This is a genomic window from Streptomyces sp. DSM 106670 (assembly GCF_055792845.1).
This window is the reverse complement of the sequence record NZ_CM147704.1, coordinates 3706338-3723810: the sequence shown is the minus strand read 5'-3', so window position 1 is coordinate 3723810 and position 17473 is coordinate 3706338. Positions and strand designations below refer to the sequence as shown.

The following is a 17473-nucleotide window of genomic DNA, read 5'->3' as shown; positions in this document are numbered from 1 at the left end:
ATGGGCCGGAAGGCGGGTGCGGCTCAGCCTTCTGCCGGTGTGCCGGGCAGGGAGGTGAGGTGTGGCTCGGGCCGCTGCCGGTGTGCCGGACAGGGTGGCGGGTGCGGCTCAGGCCGCTGCCGGTGTGCCGGACAGCGACGCCTTGACGAGCCGGCTGGTCTCGTCGGCGAGGACCTCGGGCAGGCCCTCCTCGATGGCGCGCAGGGCGTGAGCCGCGACCTCGACGGGGTCGGCCTTCTGGTCGGCGGGTACGGCCGCGGCCATGTCGGTGTCCATGTAGCCGACGTGCAGCGCGGAGACGGCGATGCCGCGGGGGGCCAGTTCCTCCCGGGTCGCGTCGCTCAGTGCCCAGGCGGCGGCCTTGGTGGCGGCGTAGGAGCCGAGCCCTGCCGGGTGGAACCAGGACAGGGCGGACAGGACGTTGAGGACGCCGCCGCCGCCGTTGCCCTCGATGACGGGGGCGAAGGCCCGGGTCGTGAGAAGCGGGCCGAAGAAGTTGGTCTCCATCTCCCGGCGCACCTCGCCCAGGTCGCCTCCGACCAGCGTCGCGCCGGTGGATACGCCCGCGTTGTTGATCAGGAGTGTCGCGTCCGATGCGATGCGGGCGGCCTCCTGGATCGACTCCTGGTCCGTGACGTCGAGCCGCAGCGGGGTCACGCCCGGCAGGTCGACCGTCTCCGGGCGGCGGGCCGCCGCGTAGACCTTGGCGCCCCGCTCGACGAGCTGGGCTGCCAGATGCCGCCCGAACCCCCGATTGGCGCCGGTGACGACCGCGACCGTGTTCTTGAGCTCCATGTCCGCCTCTGCTTCCGGTGCTGGCGGGCGCCGCAGGCCACCCGCACGAATTAGATTACGCAACCAATCTAAACACCGGTTTACGATAGATGCCAGTCGACATCCAAATGGGGTTCACGGAGGAGGTGGCCATGGGCCGCGTATCGCAGGCGCAGGCGGAGGAGAACCGCCGCAGGGTGGTGGAGAACGCCTCGCGGCTGTTCCGGGAGCAGGGCACGCAGGTGAGCGTCGCCGACCTGATGAAGGCGGCCGGGCTGACCCACGGCGCCTTCTACAAGCAGTTCGCCTCCAAGGAGGCGCTCGTCGACGAGGCCGTCGCCCACGCCTTCACCGAACTCGCCCAGCGCCGTACGGCCGGTCTCGAAAGCTACGACGGGCAGCGCGAAGCCGCCCAGCGGGCCCTGATCGACGCCTATCTCTCCGTCGGGCACCGCGACGACCCGGCGGACGGCTGCCCGGTTGCCGCGCTCGCCACCGATATCGCGCGCGAAGGCGGGGGGCAGGAGGCCCGTCGCGTCTACACCGAGGGGGTGGCCGACTTCGCCGGTTTCCTCGCCACCGACGACCAGGACGGCATCGCCCGCCTCTGCACCCTGTTCGGTGCGCTCGTCCTGTCCCGGGCCACTGCGGGCTCCCCGATCTCCGAGGAGATCCTCACCGCCGCGCACAGGGCCGTGACGGCTGGCTGACCGGCCGCCCTACTGCCTCCCGCCGCCGCGCCGACCTCCGTCGGCGAGGCAGCAGGGGCTATGACCCGGTACGCCGCCACGTCCCCGGTCCGTCGACGCGGCAAAGGGGTGCGCGACCGGAACGTACGAGGATGCCGTCCGCACCCGCGGCGCGGACCAGGGAGCCTTCCGAACCTTCCGGATCTTCCCAACCTTCCGGGCGATGTCTCACGGCCTACCGGGTCAGCCCGGCACCGGGAAGAGCATGCAGCTGCTGGTGGCGTGGGCGAGCAGCCGGTCCGCCGCGTCGACCAGCCGCGCCTCGGCGAGGGCGGTCCGGCGGCCGCCGTTGATCACCGTGCCGATGGCGCGCACCCTGCCCGTGTCCACGGTGACCGGCCGCAGGAACTTCACGGTCAGATCGAGTGAGGTGTACGCCATCCCCCGGGGCAGCGTGGACTGGACGGCGCAGCCCGTCGCCGAGTCGAGGAGGGTGGCGAACACGCCCCCGTGCATGCTGCCGATCGGGTTGTAGTGCTCCTCGCCCGGGGTCAGGGAGAAGACCGCCCTGCCCGACTCCACCTCGTCCAGGGTGAAGTCGAGGGTGTGGCCGATGGGCGCCGCGGCGACCCGCCCGGCTTGCACCTCTCGCAGGAAGGCGAGGCCGGTCATGGATCCGGCGGCCTGTGCCGGGATCGCGGGATCGTCCCAGCTGTACGTACGTGTTCGCCCCACGGTCCAGCGCCTCCCTCTGGCTTTTGCAAGTGAAGCTAGCTGTGGCCCCACCTGACTGTCAATGGCGAAGCCAGGGCCCTACGATGGCGGGATGGAGTGGCTTGAGGCGAGCACGGAGAACTGCCCGGTCCAGCGCACGCTCGACGTGGTCGGGGAGAAATGGACCTTGTTGATCCTGCGTGACGCCGTCAACGGGGTCCGCCGGTTCGACGACTTCCACCGCCATATCGGCCTCTCGGAAGCCGTTCTCAGCGACCGCCTCCGGAAGCTGATCGCGGCCGGCGTCATGAAGACCGTCCCCTACCGGGAGCCGGGCAGCCGCTCCCGCAACGAGTACCGCCTGACCCGCAAGGGCTGGGACCTGTGGCCCGTTCTGATGGCGCTGAGCCAGTGGGGCGAAGCGCACGCCCTCGGCCCCGAAGGGCCCGTCCTGGACGTACGCCACACCGACTGCGGCTCCCCGGTCCGCGTCGCCGTCCAGTGTTCCGCGGAGCACACGGCCCTCGGCCCCGAGGACGTCACCGCCCGACTGGGGCCGGGCGCCCGACGCCGGCCGGCGCACCCCTGACCCGACCCGCCGCGCGGAGGGCGCCGTCGCTGCCCGAGCTCGGTCAACCGAGAGGGCGACCGTGGCGCGCGACACTTTTGCAAGCACGTGCTTGCAAAAGTTAGCAAGGGTGTTGCACTATCGAGTCATGGCATCACTCAACGTCGGCAATCTCGGTGAGTACCTGCGGGAGCAGCGCCGTGCAGCGCAGCTCTCGCTGCGGCAGCTCGCCGATGCCACCGGGGTGTCGAACCCGTATCTCAGCCAGATCGAGCGAGGTCTGCGCAAGCCCAGCGCGGACGTGCTCCAGCAGGTCGCCAAGGCGCTGCGGATCTCGGCCGAGACCCTGTACGTCCGTGCGGGGATCCTCGACGAGCGGGAGCGGGAGGAGCTGGAGACGCGGGCGGTCATTCTGGCCGATCCGTCGATCAACGAGCGGCAGAAGAACGTGCTGCTGCAGATCTACGACTCCTTCCGCCGCGAGAACGGATTCGCGCCCGGGCCCGACGCGGACGCCGACTCCGCCGATGGTGTGAAAGCGGACACCGACAGCGACGCGGACGGCGATGCCGGGACCCGTAACGGCGACGACGCCGGTACGGACGTCACCAAAGACCAAGACCCTCACAGCTAGCAGCTGGACCTGATGATCCGGGAGGACCACAGTCATGGCCATCACCGATGACCTGCGCAAGACCCTCACCGACCCCACGCCCCTCTACTTCGCCGCCGGTACGGCCGACCTGGCCGTGCAGCAGGCGCGCAAGGTCCCGGCGCTGATCGAGCAGCTGCGGGCCGAGGCGCCCGAGCGGATCGACGCCGTGCGCAACACCGACCCCAAGGCCGTGCAGGAGAAGGTGACCACGCAGGCCAAGGAGGCCCAGGCCACCGTGCAGGCGAAGGTCACCGAGGTGTTCGGCTCGTTCGACGCCGCCGACCTGAAGAAGCTGGGCGAGAGCGCTCAGGACCTGGCGCTGCGCAGTGTGGGCGTGGCCGCCGAGTACGCGATCAAGGCCCGGGAGACGTACGAGAAGGTCGCCGAGCACGGCGAGCAGACCGTGCGGACCTGGCGCGGGGAGACCGCGGAGGAGATCGTCGAGATCGCCGCCGTCGTCGAGGCCGAGCCGAAGAGCCAGGCGAAGAGCCAGGCGAAGAGCCAGCCGAAGGCGAGCCCCAAGGCCGCGCCCGCCGACAAGCCCGCGGCCGCCACGAAGGCCGCGCCCGTCGCCACGAAGGCCGCGCCCGCCGCCACGAAGGCCGCGCCCGTCGCTCCGGTCAAGCCCGCCGCGACGAAGGCCGCGCCCGCCGCCCCGGTGAAGTCCGCCGAGGCCAAGGCCGCGCCCGCCAAGAAGACGCCCGCGCCGCGCAAGCCCGCGGCCAGGAAGACCCCGCCGGCCGACGGCAAGTGACCCTCACGGGTCCTTGCCCGACGCGGTACGCGTGACCGGGACGCGGGGCGGGCACCTTTACGGGTGGCCGGTTCGTTGTCCCGGTACCTTGGCCCTCTCGGCCGCAGGGCGCTCATCCACTCACTAGGCGGTACACAGCATGTTGCTCTCAGGATTCGGCACGATTCTCCAGCTGCTCTATCTGGCGATGCTGGTGCTGGCCGTGGTCGCGTTCGTCTTCGCGGCGACCGCCCGTGAGGACGCCTACCGTGCCGCCGACAAGAAGAAGAAGTCCTTCTGGCTGATCATCCTCGGCATCGCCGTAGCGGTGAACCTGCTCATCCCGATGCTCTTCCTGCAGCTCGCGGGCGTCGTCGCGTCGATCGTGTTCATGGTCGACGTGCGCCCCGCGCTCAAGGAGGTCTCGGGTGGTGGCGGCGGTGGCCGCAGGGGCGGCTCCAGCAGCGACGGCCCGTACGGTCCCTACAACGGCGGGCGCTGAACGCCCAGGGGGCGTCCGGCCACGGATGACGCGGGGTGGGAGCGCGGTGCGCTGCCGCCCCATCGTCGTATCCGCTCCGGATCGCGGCCCAGCAGCAGGACCGCCACATCGTCGGTCAGCTCGCCGCCGTTCAGCTCCCGCACCTCGGCGACAGCCGCCTCCAGCAGCTCCTCGCCCGCCAGGCCCTGCTCCAGCCGGCCGTTGACCATCGCGACCATGCCGTCCTGGCCGAGCCGCTCGCTGCCGCCGGTCCCCACGCGGCCCTCGATGAGCCCGTCGGTGTACATCATCAGGCTCCACGCGCCGCCCAGCTCCACCTGCCGGCGCGGCCAGCGGGCCCGCGGCAGCAGCCCCAGCGCCGGGCCGCCGTCCTCGTACGGGAGCAGCCGGGCCGGCCGGCCGTGGCGGGCGAGCAGCGGGGCGGGGTGGCCGGCCAGGCAGAGTCCGGCGCGCCGCCCGTCGGGCGCGATGTCGACGGTGCAGAGCGTCGCGAAGATCTCCTCGCTCTGCCGTTCGTGCTCCAGCACCTGCTGGAGCGTGGAGAGCAGTTCGTCCCCGCACAGCCCGGCCAGGGTCAGCGCCCGCCAGGCGATCCGCAGCTCGACGCCGAGCGCCGCCTCGTCCGGGCCGTGACCGCAGACATCGCCGATCATCGCGTGCACCGTGCCGTCCGGGGTGCGGACGACGTCGTAGAAGTCGCCGCCGAGCAGGGCGCGGCTGCGGCCGGGGCGGTAGCGGGCGGCGAAGCTCAGGTCGGAGCCGTCCAGCAGCGGGGTGGGCAGCAGGCCGCGTTCCAGGCGGGCGTTCTCCTGGGCGCGCAGCCGGGACTCGGTCAGCTGGTGCTGGGCGATGTCGGCGCGCTTGCGCTCCACGGCGTACCGGATGGCGCGGCTCAGGACGCGCGCGTCCAGCTCGCCCCGGAAGAGGTAGTCCTGCGCTCCGACGCGTACCGCCTCGGCCGCCAGCTCCGTGTCGTCCTCGGCGGTCAGCGCGAGGACCGCGTGCAGCGGGGCGATGCGGAGTACGTGGGTGAGGGCCGCCAGCTCGTCGGCCCGCTCGGACACGGGGCCGGGGCCGGTCGCGCCGGCCGCCGGAGCGGTGCCGGGGCCGCCGTCGGAGCCCGTGAGCGGCAGCGCGAGGTCCAGCAGGATGCAGTCGACGTCGTCGGTGAGCAGCCGGGCGGCCTCGGTGAGGTTGCGGGCGGTACGGATACGGACCCGGGTGCCGGCGGCTGCCGAGAGCTCGGGGACGGTGATGGTGGTGCCCGCCGGGTCGTCCTCGATCACCAGCAGGGTGAGGTCGCCGTGCGAGGTCTCCGCAGCGGGAACGGATCGCTGCTGCGGTACGGGTACGGGCATCGGTTCGAGTTTCCTTCCCTCCCCCCGAGGGCGCGGCGGGTCGACGATCGACGATCCGCCAGTCGGGGACGATAGCGGTCCGCGGTGGGGGAACGGAATGGCGCACGGGGACCGGCCCCTGTCATATGCGCCGTCATAAGCCGCGTCCCGACACGGATCCGGCGCGCTGGGGCGCCGTACGGGCGGGGAAGCGCCCATGACAAACATCACGCGCCCGCGAACGGCGGCGTGGCCCCGCTCACATGGCGCCGCCCACATGGCCTCGACGCACATGGCCCCGGCTCACGTGGCCCCGGTTCACGCGGCCTCGGCTCACGCGGCCCCGCGCCTCCGGAACTCCTGCCGGTGCTCCTACTTGTCCGGGCGGACCACGCCGAGGATCTTCATCGAGCCCGCGCCCGCCAGCGTGACGTTGCGGCCGGGGCGCGGGGCGTGGACGATCGCGCCGTCGCCGACGTACATCCCGACATGGCTGGCGTCGGCGTGGTAGATGATCAGGTCGCCGGGGCGCATGTCCTGGATGTCGATGCGCGGCAGCAGCCGCCACTGCTCCTGCGAGGTGCGCGGGATCGGCCGCTTCGCCGCCAGCCAGGCCTGGGAGGTCAGACCGGAGCAGTCGTACGAGCCCGGCCCCTCCGCTCCCCAGACGTACGGCTTGCCGATCTGGGACGTCGCGAAAGCCACCGCCGCCGCCCCGGCCTCGCTCGCCTCGCCGCTGACGTCCTTGATCGCGCCGGAGGAGAGCCAGGCGGTCTGCGCCTGGTTCGCCGCGTCCTGCTCCAGCTGACGCAGCCGCTCGCGCTCCTTCTTCTCCAGCTGCGATTCGAGCTTCTCCGCCGCCTTGATCTGGGCGTTGATCTTCTTCTTGGCCTTGGCCTGCTTGACCCGGTTCGCTTCCAGCTTCTCCCAGTTGATGCTGGCGTCCTGGGTGTACGTCTCCAGGTCCTGCTGCGTCTGGTTCAGGTCGCTCAGGAGCGACTTGGAGGCCTGCTGGCTCTGGCGGACCTTGTTGATCCCGTCCAGGAAGAGCTTCGGGTCGTTGCTCAGGGCCAGCTGCGCGCCGGGCGGCAGACCGCCGTTGCGGTACTGCTCGCGGGCCTGGGCGCCGGCCCGGTCCTTCAGCGCGGCGATCCGCGCCTGGCCGTCGACGATCGCCTTGGCCAGCTTCACGATCTCGCCGGACTGCTTCTTCGTCTGCTCCTCGGCGAGGTTGTACGCGTCCGTCGCCGCGCCCGCCTTCCGGTACAGCGTCTCGATCTGCTCGCGGACCTTTTCGAGCTCCGCGTTGGAGTAGCGGGGCGTCGAGCCGGCGGGGGAGGAGGCGGAAGGGGAGGGCGAGGGGTCCGGGACGGGGGCGGCCATCGCCTGGCCCGTGGACGTCAGCAGGGCCAGCGCACAGACCAGCGTGATGGCGGCAGTGGCGCAGTGGCGTCGGTTCACGGGCTCCCCCTCCGGGCACGTACCTGACTTACCGTCAGTAACTTCTGGGCGACGTCGCGATCGTGCCATGCCGCCCTCCAAAGCAACAGAGGCCGACGGCACCTGACGCGTCACATATCGCCCGTGCGGGGCCACTTCGCCGTCAGCCCCGGCTCGCACGACGTCCCGCGAGGTCCCCCTCACTGGGACGAATGATGACCCCGTGACGTTCCCGGACGGTCCAGGATGTTCCTCGATGTTCCCGGAGCGGGCGAACTCTGCCCTTCCGGGCAGGTGTTCAGTGGCTGTCGGGCCGCAGGGCGTCCCACTCCACGGTGATCTCGCCCTGGCGCCACCGCCGTACCCCGTCCGTCACCGGCCAGTCGGCCGCCACCGCCCGCACGGCCGCGATCCAGCGCTGCCGTGCGCCGAGCGAGGCGTACGGGGAGGCCGCCGCCCAGGCCCGGTCGAAGTCCCGCAGGAACGCGTGGACCGGCTCGCCCGGCACATTGCGGTGGATCAGCGCCTTCGGCAGCCGTTCCGCGAGGTCGGAGGGGCGCTCCAGCGAGCCGAGCCGGGTCGCGAAGGTGACCGTGCGCGGACCCTCGGGCCCCAGGGCCACCCAGACGTGCCGCCGCCCGATCTCGTCGCAGGTGCCCTCGACCAGGAGTCCGTCCGGGGCGAGGCGGGAACACAGCCGCGCCCAGACCTCGGCGACCCGGTCCTCGTCGTACTGGCGCAGCACGTTCGCCGCCCGGATGAGCAGGGGCCGCACCTCCAGCGGGACCTCGAAGCCGCCGTGCACGAAGGTGAGGCCCTCGCGCTCGTACGGTTTCGCCGCCGCGACCCGCTCCGGGTCGATCTCGATGCCCGCCACCACGGTGCGCGGCTCGGCGGTGCGCAGCCGGTCCAGCAGCTCGACGGCGGTCCAGGGGGCCGCCCCGTACCCGAGATCGACGGCCACGGGCGTCCCGGCGCGGCGCAGGGCGGGGCCGTGCGCGTCGGCGATCCAGCGGTCCATGCGGCGCAGCCGGTTCGGGTTGGTGGTCCCGCGGGTGGCGGTGCCGATGGGGCGCTGGCGCATGGGTCGAGCGTATGCGACGGGGGCGGTACGGGGTCCGGGGCGGCGGTCCGGTCCGTACGCGAAGAGGTCCGGCGGCCCGGCTCTTACCGGATGACGCGCCGCGCGACAACGTAATGATTTGGCAAAGCCGGAAATGAAAGGTGGGATTCCGCTGTTCTCGCCCTTCGGAGGGTCAGCGTGCCCTCTCCACGGCATGCCCCGAACGAGGAGGACCGACGAGGTGAGCCAGTACGTCTCCCGGCTCGGCTCCACCCGGACGGCCGCGCGCCTCAGGTTCCCCGGAGGCTTCTCCGGGGTCTCCCGCAAGCCGCGCCGCATCGCGATGCTCTCCGTGCACACGTCCCCGCTCCACCAGCCCGGCACGGGCGACGCGGGCGGGATGAACGTCTACATCGTCGAACTGGCCAAGCGGCTCGCCGCGATCAACATCGAGGTCGAGATCTTCACCCGGGCGACCACCGGCTCCCTGCCTCCCGAGGTCGAGCTGGCCCCCGGCGTCCTGGTCCGGCACGTCGACGCCGGTCCGTACGAGGGGCTGGCCAAGGAGGACCTGCCCGCCCAGCTCTGCGCGTTCACGCACGGCGTGATGCAGGCCTGGGCCGGTCAGCGCCCCGGCTACTACGACCTCGTGCACTCCCACTACTGGCTCTCCGGCCAGGTCGGCTGGCTCGCCGCCCAGCGCTGGGGCGTTCCGCTCGTGCACGCCATGCACACCATGGCCAAGGTCAAGAACGCCGCGCTCGCCGACGGCGACACCCCGGAGCCGGCCGCCCGCGTCATCGGCGAGACCCAGATCGTGAACGCCTCCGACCGGCTGATCGCCAACACCGCCGAGGAGGCCGACGAACTCGTCCGCTTCTACGACGCCGACCCCTCGGCCGTCGCCGTCGTGCACCCCGGCGTCAACCTGGACCGCTTCTGCCCCGCCGACGGCCGCGCCGCCGCACGGGCCCGGCTCGGTCTGCCGCAGGACGCGCTGATCCCGCTCTTCGCGGGCCGCATCCAGCCGCTGAAGGCCCCCGACGTGCTGCTGCGCGCGGTGGCCGTGCTCCTGGAGCGGGATCCGTCGCTGCGGTCCCGCATCGTCGTGCCGGTGGTCGGCGGCCCGAGCGGCAGTGGGCTCGCCAAGCCGGAGGGCCTGCAGAAGCTGGCCTCGCGCCTCGGTATCGCCGACGTCGTCCGGTTCTGTCCGCCGGTGGGCCAGGACCGGCTCGCCGACTGGTTCCGGGCCGCGTCGGTGCTGGTCATGCCGTCGTACAGCGAGTCCTTCGGCCTGGTCGCCATAGAGGCCCAGGCCACCGGTACGCCGGTGGTCGCGGCGGCCGTGGGCGGGCTGCCGGTGGCCGTGCGCGACGGGGCCGGCGGCTTCCTGGTGCAGGGGCACGAGCCGGAGGCGTACGCCCGCGCGCTCGGGCGGTTCGCGGACGCGCCGGAGCTGGTCGAGCGGATGGGGGCGGCCGCCGCGGCGCACGCCCAGTCCTTCGGCTGGGACACGGCCGCTTCGGCGACCGCCGACGTGTACACCGCCGCGCTCGCCGACCACCGCCGCCGGGCCACGGCGCACCACGGCTGAGGCCGCTCCTGCCGCCCGCACCGGGCTGTCGTACGCTCGCTGCATGGCTGACGTACCCGACGAGACAGCAGCGGCCCAGGTCATCGAGGCGACGCTGAACGACGCCGGGCTCGTATGGGAGAGCCCGGGGCCCGGCAACTACGTCGTGACGCTGCCCGGCACCCGCAAGCTGTCGACGACGTGTTCGCTGATCGTCGGCAAGCACTCGCTCTCCCTCAACGCGTTCGTCGTCCGGCACCCCGACGAGAACGACGCCGAGGTGCACCGCTGGCTGCTGGAGCGCAACCTCCGCCTGTTCGGCGTGAGTTACGCGATCGACTCGCTCGGCGACGTCTATCTGGTCGGCAAGCTGCCGCTGTCGGTGGTCACCGCCGAGGAGCTGGACCGGCTGTTCGGCGTGGTGCTCGAAGCGGCCGACGGGGCGTTCAACACCCTCCTGGAGCTCGGTTTCGCGAGCTCGATCCGCAAGGAGTACGCGTGGCGGGTGTCGCGCGGCGAGTCCACCCGGAACCTGGACGCGTTCAGCCACCTGACCCGGCGCGCGGCCGACAACTGACGCTCGCCGCCACGTCTCTCTCCCGGCTTCCTCCCGGATTCCCTCCGGCTTTCCTTCAGCTTTCCTTCAACTTCCTCTCGGCGGCGCAGGGGTCTTTCCCCGTGCCGCCGAGTCGTGCCATGCTCGCCGCCAACGCACACATGAACGTCATTCACATACATGAAAGGCGGCTCGGGTATGGCGACGCATCGGGAGAGTGGGCAGGTGCGGGAGAGCGGCGGCCGGGGCGTCGTCGGCAGACGCGCGGTCCTCGGCAGCGCCGTGGCCGTCGCGGCGGCCGTCGTCACCGGAACCGCGACCGGAGCAGCCGCCGCCACGGGGACGGCCCGGGCATCGGCGGGCCGGGGCTCGGCGGTCAGGGCATCGGCGGCCCGGGCGTCGGAAGCCCGGCCGGCCCGAGCGCCACTGGCCTCCCACGCCCCGGTCCGTGAGGCCGCCCTCTGGCGGGAGTTCACCGCCGCCCCCTTCGCCCACCCCCAGATCCCCTTCGTCGGCCGCGCGGGCTACCGCGCCGGGTCCCCTCTTCCGCGCCGCCGCTCCGCAGGCGAGCACCCCCGTGGCCCCGTCATCGACGTCGTACGTGACTACGGGGCCCGCCCCGACGGATCGGCCGACGCCGCGCCCGCGATCAACCGCGCCATCGCCGCCGCCGGAGAGCGCGGCGGCGGCACGGTGACCGTCCCGGCGGGGACGTACCGCATCGACGACATCATCCGCATCGGCCACAGCGACGTCGTGGTGCGCGGCGCCGGCAGCGGTGCGACGACGCTGTACGCGACCCGCAGCCTCACCGAGCTGATCGGCGCGTACGGCAGCCGTTACGGCGGCGACAAGTCCAGCTGGTCCTGGGCGGGCGGGCTGATCTGGCTCTGCCCGAAGGACCGTTGGGCCTCGCTGACCGACGCGATCCGCGCCCGGGACTGGCCCTTCGAGGGCTGGACCGGCAACCGCCGCGACGCCTGGCGCACCCTCGCCACCCCGGCCCCCGCCCGCCGGGGCGACCGCACGATCACCGTCCCCGCCGCCGACGCCCGGAATCTGCGGCCCGGACAACTCGTCCTGCTCCGCCTCGCCGACGACCCCGGACACACGCTGCTCCAGCACATGGCGGGCGACGGCGAGGGCGCGCGGGCGTACGTCTGGGCCGACAAGACCAAGCTGACCTCGTACGTGCCCTATGAATGGCCGGTCCGCGTCACCGCCGTACAGGGCCGCCGGATCACCCTGGAACGCCCGCTTCCGCTCGATGTGCGCCCCGAGTGGGAACCCCGGCTGACGACCCTCGTCACTCCGCTCACCGGGTCCGGCGTCGAGGGCCTCACCCTGGAGGCGGCCGAGAAGCCGCAGGCCCCGCATCTGCTGGACCAGGGGTACAACGGCCTGGCGTTCCAGTGCGCGTACGACTGCTGGGCCGACGACGTCACCGTCCGGCACGTCGACAACGGCTTCGGCCTGATCGGCGCGTCCGCCTGCACCCTGCGCCGTACGAAAGTGGAGGGGCGCGGTGCGCACCACCCGTACTACTGCCGCGAGGGCTCGCACGACAATCTGATCGAGGACTTCACCGTCGCGGCCCGCACCACCCCCGCGCCCTCCGGCACCCAGCTCCACGGCATCAACGTCGAGGGCCTGTCCAGCCACAACGTCTGGTCGCGCGGCCGGATGGAGATGGGCACGTTCGACTCGCACCGGGGGATGCCGTTCGCCAACGTGCGCACCGACATCACGGTGAACAACAACGGCGTCCACGGCGGCGACGCGAGCGCGGGCCCGCTCTTCGGGGCGCGCTTCACGCACTGGAACATCCGGGTCACCAACGAACGGGCCGGGCTGATGAGGATCGACGGCCTCGCCCCGTACAGCGCGACCGTGGGCATCAACGAGGTACGGGAGTTCGGCCAGATCGACGTCCCCGACTTTACCGGCGACCTGCACACCCGCCTGGAGGCGTACGGGAGCCCGGAGGCGGTCCGCCCGGTCAACCTGTACGAGGCCCAGCGAGCCGTGCGCCTGCGCTGAGGTTCTACCGGTCGGCCGCGTCCAGGGACTCGACGAGGTGAGGAGCGACCAACTCCCAGGTCTCGTAGGCGGCTTCGGCCCCGACCTCGCGGGGCACGGTCTCGACGAGCATGATGAGGTAGAGGTAGCTCCGGTACAGGGCGAGCCGGGTCCGCAGCGCGTCCGTGAACTCCACCTCCGCCCCGCCGGATCGCGCGTAACCGTCGAGGAAGTCCCGGTCCCGCTCGATGTCCCCGAAGAGCGCGAGCGAGACGAAGTCGGCCACCGGGTCGCCCCAGAACATCCGCTCGCCGTCGACGATCCCGCCGATGGTGCGCGCGCCGGGCTCTCCGGTGACCAGCAGGTTTCCCGGCCAGAGGTCGAAGTGCACCAGGGCGGGCCGGACGACCTCGTCCAGGACGGGGGCCGCGCCCGCCAGCACCGTACGGATGTGGCCGACGGAGTACGGCAGCCGGGCCCGGAAGGTCTCGGCGTCGGCGAGCACGGCCTCGGTCATCGCGGTGAATGCGGTACGCCAGGTGGGGGCGAGCGGCCCGAACGGCTGGGCGGGATAGCCGAATCCGGGTCGGAATCCGGTTCCGAATCCGGGTCCGGGACCGCGCTCGACAGCGGCGGTCACCGCATGCAACCGGCCGACGATCTCACCGAGTTCGGCGCGCAGCCGAGCCGCGTCGCCGGACTCCTCCGTGATGCCGGCCTCGTGCCAGGGGCGGCCCGGGCGGGCGGTCATGACCAGATACGGGCCGGTCGGCGAGGCCGGATCGGTTTCGCTGCGGACGACACGGGGGATCGCGGGTCCGCCTGCCTGAGCGGCGGCGGTGTAGAACGCGACCTCGTTGACGAGGAGATCGCGTTCGTACCGCAGGCCGGCGGCGTGCGGCGGAGGCGTCTTCACCACCCAGTCACGGCCGTCGGCGAGCGTGACGCGGGTGACGGTGTTGTACGTGCCACCGGTGAGGGCGACGCGCGAGGCGATATCGCGTTCGCGGACCCCGAGGGCGTCGAGAACGCGGGCGATAGGGGTGACGGAGGCCTGGTCGGACACGCGGATGACGCCCTTTCGGACTGCGACGGCGGGCTTGCGCCGGAAGGTCTCACCGAGGGCGGACCGGAGGGTTGTACAGCGGTTCCCCACAGTGCGTTCACAGGATGATCACAGCAGAATCACGATCGCGGGAGGGGGTCGCCGGACCGCTCATCGCTCACAGGTTCGATCGTAAAGTGTGGATCACTGCGACGGCCCGTCCCAGACGGCGTCGAAGTGCCGCGCGGGGGAGGGGCGTCGTTCCCCGAACCGGAGAGAAGAACCATGCGCGCCACTGCCGTACGCCGTACCGCCCTCGCCGCCTCCGCGGCCGCTCTCGCCCTGCTGGTCACCGCCTGCGGCGGCGGCTCGTCGGACGCCGACGCCAAGGGCGGGAAGGACGACAAGGGCACCGCGGGCGGCGGCAGCTCGGCCCCGAAGACCCCGGCCAAGGCGCTCACCGCCGCCGAGCTGGAGAAGGCCACGCTCGCCCAGGGCGATGTGGAGGGCCGCAAGGTCACCGAGGCAGGTCCGGACGACGAGGTTCCGGCCGACGGCGTGACCGTCGACAAGAAGGAGTGCCTGCCGGTCGCCCACGCCATGTACGGCGTGGCGCAGAAGGGTTCGGTGGCCACCACCAAGCGCAAGGTGATCGACGAGCCGAAGAAGACCGACGGCAAGAAGTCGCTGGAGGACCTGAAGGACGGCGGGGCGGAGGAGGCGTTCAAGGACGCCTTCAACCTGACGTCCACGTTCGTCGCGCTGAACTCGTACGAGGGGACGGCGGGCCCGGACGCCTTCGCCGCGCTGAAGAAGGCCGCGGCGGACTGCGCGGGCGGCTTCACCGCCACGGTCGCCGGCACGACGACGAAGTTCGCCTCGGTCACCGAGGAGAAGGTCACCGGCGGCGACGAGTCCGCGGCCTGGACGGTCACCTCCGACGACGGCGGCGACCAGGCCCCGTTCAAGCTGGTGGCGCTGCGCAAGGAGGGCTCCGTGGCGACGTTCTTCGCCTTCAACCTGGCGGCGGCGGGCGGCGGCGTGAAGTTCGAGGTGCCGGTGGAGGTCGTGGCGGCGCAGGACAAGAAGCTCGCCTGACGACGGACGTGATGCCCCTGCCCCGAGCGGCCCTGAGCTGCCCCGCGCTGCTCGCTCAGGGCAGGGGCACGAGCCGGACGACGGTGACGGTCAGCACGGACCGGGAGACGTAGTAGAGGACGATGGCCCCGGAGACGGTCGCCTCGCGCCGGTCCCGTTCGCTCTTGACGGCGGTCGAGGCGTGGCCGTACGGCTCCTCGCCGAGGGTGCGGGCCATCTCGTCCCGGAAGGACTCGCCGCCGCGCATCTTGGCCAGGGTGTCGTCGGCGGGCGGTGCGTAGGAGATGCGGAAGCTCAAGCGACGCTCCGCCTCTCGGCCTCGTCCTGCGCGAGCCGGTCCAGGATCTTCTCGGCCTCGGGATCGGGCACGGCCTCCAGCATCCAGTGCCGCATGACGGCCTGGATCTCGTGTACCCCGGCCTCGTTGATCGCGAGATCGAACTCCTCGCGTCTCTCCTCGGGCAGTGCGGCCCGGATGTCCGGGATGCTGTTGGGCACGTCGACCTCGGTTCCGCCGACGAAGGTCTTCAGAGACTCACCCATGATCGCTCTCCTCGATCTCCTTGCCCTGGAAGCAGACGGACGGTTCGGGCCCACCGTAGTGCGTGCGAGGGGCATTTCGGCCGACCCGGGCGGGCACGGATCGGCCACGGATCAGGTGGGACGCGGCACTTCCCGCTCAGCTCCGCCCGAGCTTCGCCGCGACCCGGTCGCGCAGGAGCGCGTACTCCTCCTGGAGCCGCGGCAGCTCGCCCGGCGGCCGGGCTATGACCTCACCGCCCACGACGACCTCCTCGGGCCCGAACTGCTCCCGGGTCAGATCGACTTCGACGCCCAGACCCAGCCGGTTCCACCAGTGGAAGTCGGTCCGCACCCCGCCGACACGCACCTCGCCCCGGACCAGCTCCCCGCCGAGCAGATCGTTGAGCACCATGGCGGTGACCCCGCACTGATCGCGCGCCGGATTGTCCGGAGTCCAGCGGTCGCGGTACTCCGGGGTGCAGGTCTCGGCGCTCCAACTGTCGCGAAGGGCCTGTTCGATGGCGGAGAGCAGGTGGACGGTCATGGTGACCATCGTGGCAGGGGGCACTGACAACGCGCCCGCGCCGCCGTCCGCCGTGGCGTATCAGCTGCCGTCGGCGACCGTACGGCGGTCGCGCCGCCGCCTGACCAGGAGGACGGCAAGATGCACCGCGGTGAAGGCCGCGGAGATACCGGCCAACACCCGTACGTAGATCGGGCTTCCGGAGCTCGCCGCGGCCCAGGACGCCACGACGGTCAGGAACGCCAGGTAGCCCGGTGTGTCCAGATACGACCGCTTCTCTGTCACTGCCCACCCCGCTCCTTCATCCTGCTGTCCAGCGGCGCCCATTGTCCCCCACGGCCCCCGGGAATTGCGTCGACAGACGTCCCCGCCGCCCGGCAGAGTGGTCGCCCGTGACCAGCAGCGAACTGTGGACCCGAGAGACCGCCGACCGCTACGACGCCGAGGAGGCCGAGAACTCCTCGTCCGCCGTCCTCGACCCCACCCTCGACTTCCTCGCCGAACTCGCCGGCGACGGCCGGGCCCTGGAGTTCGCCATCGGCACCGGCCGCGTGGGCGTGCCGCTGCGGCAACGCGGCGTACCGGTGACGGGCATCGAACTCTCCGAGCCGATGGCGGCGGTGCTCCGCCGCAAGGCCGACGAGGACACCCTCCCGGTGGTCATCGGCGACATGGCCACCACCGTCGTCCCCGGCGAATTCACCCTGGTCTACCTCGTCTACAACACCATCTCGAACCTGCTCACCCAGGACGAGCAGGTCGAGTGCTTCCGCAACGCGGCCCGCCATCTCGCACCCGGCGGCCGGTTCGTCATCGAGCTGGTCATGCCACCGCTGCGTTTCCTGCCGCCCGGTCAGACGGCGGTGCCGTTCGACGTGTCCGACCGGCATCTCGGCTTCGACACCTTCGACCTGGTCGAGCAGATCCTGGTCTCGCACCACTTCACCCGCGACGGCGAGGACGGCCGCTACCGCCGGGGCAACTCCCGCCACCGGTACGCCTGGCCGGCGGAGCTCGACCTGATGGCCCGCATCGCGGGCCTGGACCTGGAACGCCGCGTCGCGGACTGGGACGGATCACCGTTCACCGATGACTCCGGCAAACACATCTCCGTATGGCGCAAGCCGGTGTCCTGAGGTCCCCCGCCCCGGCCCGGACGAGCTCACATCCGCTTGAGCCCGACGTACTGGAGGGCTGCGAAGCCGCCGACGGTCAGGCTCTGCAGCACGATCCAGACCGCACCGACGCCGGTCGGGGACAGCACACCGGAGACCACTACCACCAGGCTGAGCGCAACCCACAGCAGGTTCGCCACGATGACCGCCGTCAGTCCCGTGCGGTCGATCTCCGTCCGCGTCCCGACGACCAGTACGCCCACCGAGTAGAGCAGCAGGAACGCCCCGACCGGGTACTGGACGGCCGTCGTGACGCCGAAGAAGGAGTCGAGGACCGTGGCGAGCGCCAGGTACGCGATGCCGTTGAGGCCGGTGGCCACCGCGTCCAGCTTGAGCGCCAGCCTCGCGAAACCGTCGGATCCCGTCGCCCTCGCGTCTGAGGCGACACCGTCGTACTGCGTCGATGCCATGGTCGTCTTCCTCTCGTGCACCGGGGAGCCGCCCGGGTACGGAAGCGGCTCCTCCACGGGGCCGCCGAACCGTGCCG

General features: G+C 71.9%; 21 protein-coding genes. 10 read left to right on the top strand and 11 right to left on the bottom strand.

The annotated features are described in order from the left end of the window. Positions 1–108: 108 nt before the first annotated feature. A complete protein-coding gene (locus tag ACSMXR_RS16465) occupies positions 109–795 on the bottom strand; it encodes an SDR family oxidoreductase (RefSeq protein ID WP_473172202.1) in 687 nt (228 codons plus the stop codon). 131 nt (positions 796–926) lie between these two features. Between ACSMXR_RS16465 and ACSMXR_RS16460 the strand changes: the two genes are divergently transcribed. Continuing rightward, entirely contained in the window at positions 927–1484 is a 558-nt protein-coding gene (locus ACSMXR_RS16460; protein ID WP_381797225.1) for a TetR/AcrR family transcriptional regulator, read from the top strand. A gap of 222 nt (positions 1485–1706) precedes the next feature. Here ACSMXR_RS16460 and ACSMXR_RS16455 read toward each other — a convergent pair whose 3' ends face one another. Next, the gene (locus ACSMXR_RS16455; protein ID WP_473172201.1) at positions 1707–2198 is read right to left on the bottom strand and encodes a PaaI family thioesterase; all 492 of its coding nucleotides are present in this window, start codon (positions 2196–2198) and stop codon (positions 1707–1709) included. Between the two features lie 91 nt (positions 2199–2289). Between ACSMXR_RS16455 and ACSMXR_RS16450 the strand changes: the two genes are divergently transcribed. The 4 genes from ACSMXR_RS16450 (at position 2290) to ACSMXR_RS16435 (ending at position 4635) form a co-directional block, all read left to right on the top strand. Continuing rightward, positions 2290–2766: a winged helix-turn-helix transcriptional regulator gene (locus ACSMXR_RS16450; RefSeq protein WP_218525866.1), complete on the top strand. Its 477-nt coding sequence runs from the start codon at positions 2290–2292 to the stop codon at positions 2764–2766. A 127-nt stretch (positions 2767–2893) separates the two neighbouring features. Continuing rightward, positions 2894–3379: a helix-turn-helix domain-containing protein gene (locus ACSMXR_RS16445; RefSeq protein WP_103510941.1), complete on the top strand. Its 486-nt coding sequence runs from the start codon at positions 2894–2896 to the stop codon at positions 3377–3379. A 34-nt stretch (positions 3380–3413) separates the two neighbouring features. Next, complete coding sequence (locus tag ACSMXR_RS16440; protein ID WP_473172200.1) at positions 3414–4154, top strand: hypothetical protein; 741 nt, start codon at positions 3414–3416, stop codon at positions 4152–4154. Between the two features lie 139 nt (positions 4155–4293). Next, the gene (locus ACSMXR_RS16435) at positions 4294–4635 is read left to right on the top strand and encodes a DUF2516 family protein (RefSeq protein ID WP_137234885.1); all 342 of its coding nucleotides are present in this window, start codon (positions 4294–4296) and stop codon (positions 4633–4635) included. Here ACSMXR_RS16435 and ACSMXR_RS16430 read toward each other — a convergent pair. The 3 genes from ACSMXR_RS16430 to ACSMXR_RS16420 form a co-directional block, all read right to left on the bottom strand. Next, on the bottom strand, positions 4617–5993 hold the full coding sequence (locus ACSMXR_RS16430; RefSeq protein WP_381797218.1) for a PP2C family protein-serine/threonine phosphatase: 1377 nt from the start codon (positions 5991–5993) through the stop codon (positions 4617–4619). The genes ACSMXR_RS16435 and ACSMXR_RS16430 overlap by 19 nt on opposite strands. Positions 5994–6344: 351 nt before the next feature. Beyond that, positions 6345–7433: a C40 family peptidase gene (locus tag ACSMXR_RS16425; protein ID WP_137234887.1), complete on the bottom strand. Its 1089-nt coding sequence runs from the start codon at positions 7431–7433 to the stop codon at positions 6345–6347. A gap of 277 nt (positions 7434–7710) precedes the next feature. Beyond that, a complete protein-coding gene (locus tag ACSMXR_RS16420; protein WP_137234888.1) occupies positions 7711–8496 on the bottom strand; it encodes a class I SAM-dependent methyltransferase in 786 nt (261 codons plus the stop codon). A gap of 220 nt (positions 8497–8716) precedes the next feature. On the opposite strand from ACSMXR_RS16420, the gene mshA reads away from it, so the two are divergent. The 3 genes from mshA (at position 8717) to ACSMXR_RS16405 (ending at position 12644) form a co-directional block, all read left to right on the top strand. Continuing rightward, positions 8717–10069, top strand: a complete 1353-nt coding sequence (gene mshA, locus ACSMXR_RS16415) for a D-inositol-3-phosphate glycosyltransferase (protein ID WP_218525870.1) — start codon at positions 8717–8719, stop codon at positions 10067–10069. A 43-nt stretch (positions 10070–10112) separates the two neighbouring features. Continuing rightward, positions 10113–10625, top strand: coding sequence for a type III secretion system chaperone family protein (locus ACSMXR_RS16410; protein ID WP_381797210.1), 513 nt, complete (start codon positions 10113–10115; stop codon positions 10623–10625). 177 nt (positions 10626–10802) lie between these two features. Next, positions 10803–12644: a glycosyl hydrolase family 28-related protein gene (locus ACSMXR_RS16405; RefSeq protein WP_473172199.1), complete on the top strand. Its 1842-nt coding sequence runs from the start codon at positions 10803–10805 to the stop codon at positions 12642–12644. Between the two features lie 4 nt (positions 12645–12648). Here ACSMXR_RS16405 and ACSMXR_RS16400 read toward each other — a convergent pair whose 3' ends face one another. Beyond that, a complete protein-coding gene (locus tag ACSMXR_RS16400; RefSeq protein WP_473172198.1) occupies positions 12649–13689 on the bottom strand; it encodes a phosphotransferase family protein in 1041 nt (346 codons plus the stop codon). Positions 13690–13953: 264 nt separating this feature from the next. Here ACSMXR_RS16400 and ACSMXR_RS16395 point away from each other — a divergent pair, with 264 nt between their 5' ends. Further along, positions 13954–14766 carry a hypothetical protein gene (locus tag ACSMXR_RS16395; protein WP_473172197.1) on the top strand — a complete coding sequence of 271 codons (813 nt, stop codon included), beginning with the start codon at positions 13954–13956 and terminating at the stop codon, positions 14764–14766. Between the two features lie 55 nt (positions 14767–14821). On the opposite strand, the gene ACSMXR_RS16390 is transcribed toward ACSMXR_RS16395, so the two are convergent. The 4 genes from ACSMXR_RS16390 to ACSMXR_RS16375 form a co-directional block, all read right to left on the bottom strand. Continuing rightward, positions 14822–15064, bottom strand: coding sequence for a hypothetical protein (locus ACSMXR_RS16390; protein WP_030078306.1), 243 nt, complete (start codon positions 15062–15064; stop codon positions 14822–14824). Next, positions 15061–15309 carry a hypothetical protein gene (locus ACSMXR_RS16385; RefSeq protein WP_103510932.1) on the bottom strand — a complete coding sequence of 83 codons (249 nt, stop codon included), beginning with the start codon at positions 15307–15309 and terminating at the stop codon, positions 15061–15063. Before ACSMXR_RS16385 ends, ACSMXR_RS16390 begins: the two co-directional genes overlap by 4 nt. 136 nt (positions 15310–15445) lie before the next feature. Beyond that, complete coding sequence (locus ACSMXR_RS16380) at positions 15446–15832, bottom strand: YunG family protein (protein WP_218525874.1); 387 nt, start codon at positions 15830–15832, stop codon at positions 15446–15448. 60 nt (positions 15833–15892) lie between these two features. Beyond that, complete coding sequence (locus ACSMXR_RS16375) at positions 15893–16096, bottom strand: hypothetical protein (protein ID WP_473172196.1); 204 nt, start codon at positions 16094–16096, stop codon at positions 15893–15895. 107 nt (positions 16097–16203) lie between these two features. Here ACSMXR_RS16375 and ACSMXR_RS16370 point away from each other — a divergent pair, with 107 nt between their 5' ends. After that, entirely contained in the window at positions 16204–16947 is a 744-nt protein-coding gene (locus ACSMXR_RS16370) for a class I SAM-dependent DNA methyltransferase (RefSeq protein WP_473172195.1), read from the top strand. A 26-nt stretch (positions 16948–16973) separates the two neighbouring features. Here ACSMXR_RS16370 and ACSMXR_RS16365 read toward each other — a convergent pair whose 3' ends face one another. After that, a complete protein-coding gene (locus ACSMXR_RS16365) occupies positions 16974–17396 on the bottom strand; it encodes a hypothetical protein (RefSeq protein WP_473172194.1) in 423 nt (140 codons plus the stop codon). Between the last annotated feature and the right edge of the window lie 77 nt (positions 17397–17473).

Bases quoted from the DNA above. Each gene is read 5' to 3' on its own strand.
- ACSMXR_RS16465 (WP_473172202.1), bottom strand. From the start codon at position 795: ATGGAGCTCAAGAACACGGTCGCGGTCGTCACCGGCGCCAATCGGGGG.
- ACSMXR_RS16460 (WP_381797225.1), top strand. From the start codon at position 927: ATGGGCCGCGTATCGCAGGCGCAGGCGGAGGAGAACCGCCGCAGGGTG.
- ACSMXR_RS16450 (WP_218525866.1), top strand. From the start codon at position 2,290: ATGGAGTGGCTTGAGGCGAGCACGGAGAACTGCCCGGTCCAGCGCACG.
- ACSMXR_RS16445 (WP_103510941.1), top strand. From the start codon at position 2,894: ATGGCATCACTCAACGTCGGCAATCTCGGTGAGTACCTGCGGGAGCAG.
- ACSMXR_RS16440 (WP_473172200.1), top strand. From the start codon at position 3,414: ATGGCCATCACCGATGACCTGCGCAAGACCCTCACCGACCCCACGCCC.
- ACSMXR_RS16435 (WP_137234885.1), top strand. From the start codon at position 4,294: ATGTTGCTCTCAGGATTCGGCACGATTCTCCAGCTGCTCTATCTGGCG.
- ACSMXR_RS16430 (WP_381797218.1), bottom strand. From the start codon at position 5,993: ATGCCCGTACCCGTACCGCAGCAGCGATCCGTTCCCGCTGCGGAGACC.
- ACSMXR_RS16420 (WP_137234888.1), bottom strand. From the start codon at position 8,496: ATGCGCCAGCGCCCCATCGGCACCGCCACCCGCGGGACCACCAACCCG.
- ACSMXR_RS16410 (WP_381797210.1), top strand. From the start codon at position 10,113: ATGGCTGACGTACCCGACGAGACAGCAGCGGCCCAGGTCATCGAGGCG.
- ACSMXR_RS16405 (WP_473172199.1), top strand. From the start codon at position 10,803: ATGGCGACGCATCGGGAGAGTGGGCAGGTGCGGGAGAGCGGCGGCCGG.
- ACSMXR_RS16395 (WP_473172197.1), top strand. From the start codon at position 13,954: ATGCGCGCCACTGCCGTACGCCGTACCGCCCTCGCCGCCTCCGCGGCC.
- ACSMXR_RS16385 (WP_103510932.1), bottom strand. From the start codon at position 15,309: ATGGGTGAGTCTCTGAAGACCTTCGTCGGCGGAACCGAGGTCGACGTG.
- ACSMXR_RS16380 (WP_218525874.1), bottom strand. From the start codon at position 15,832: ATGACCGTCCACCTGCTCTCCGCCATCGAACAGGCCCTTCGCGACAGT.
- ACSMXR_RS16365 (WP_473172194.1), bottom strand. From the start codon at position 17,396: ATGGCATCGACGCAGTACGACGGTGTCGCCTCAGACGCGAGGGCGACG.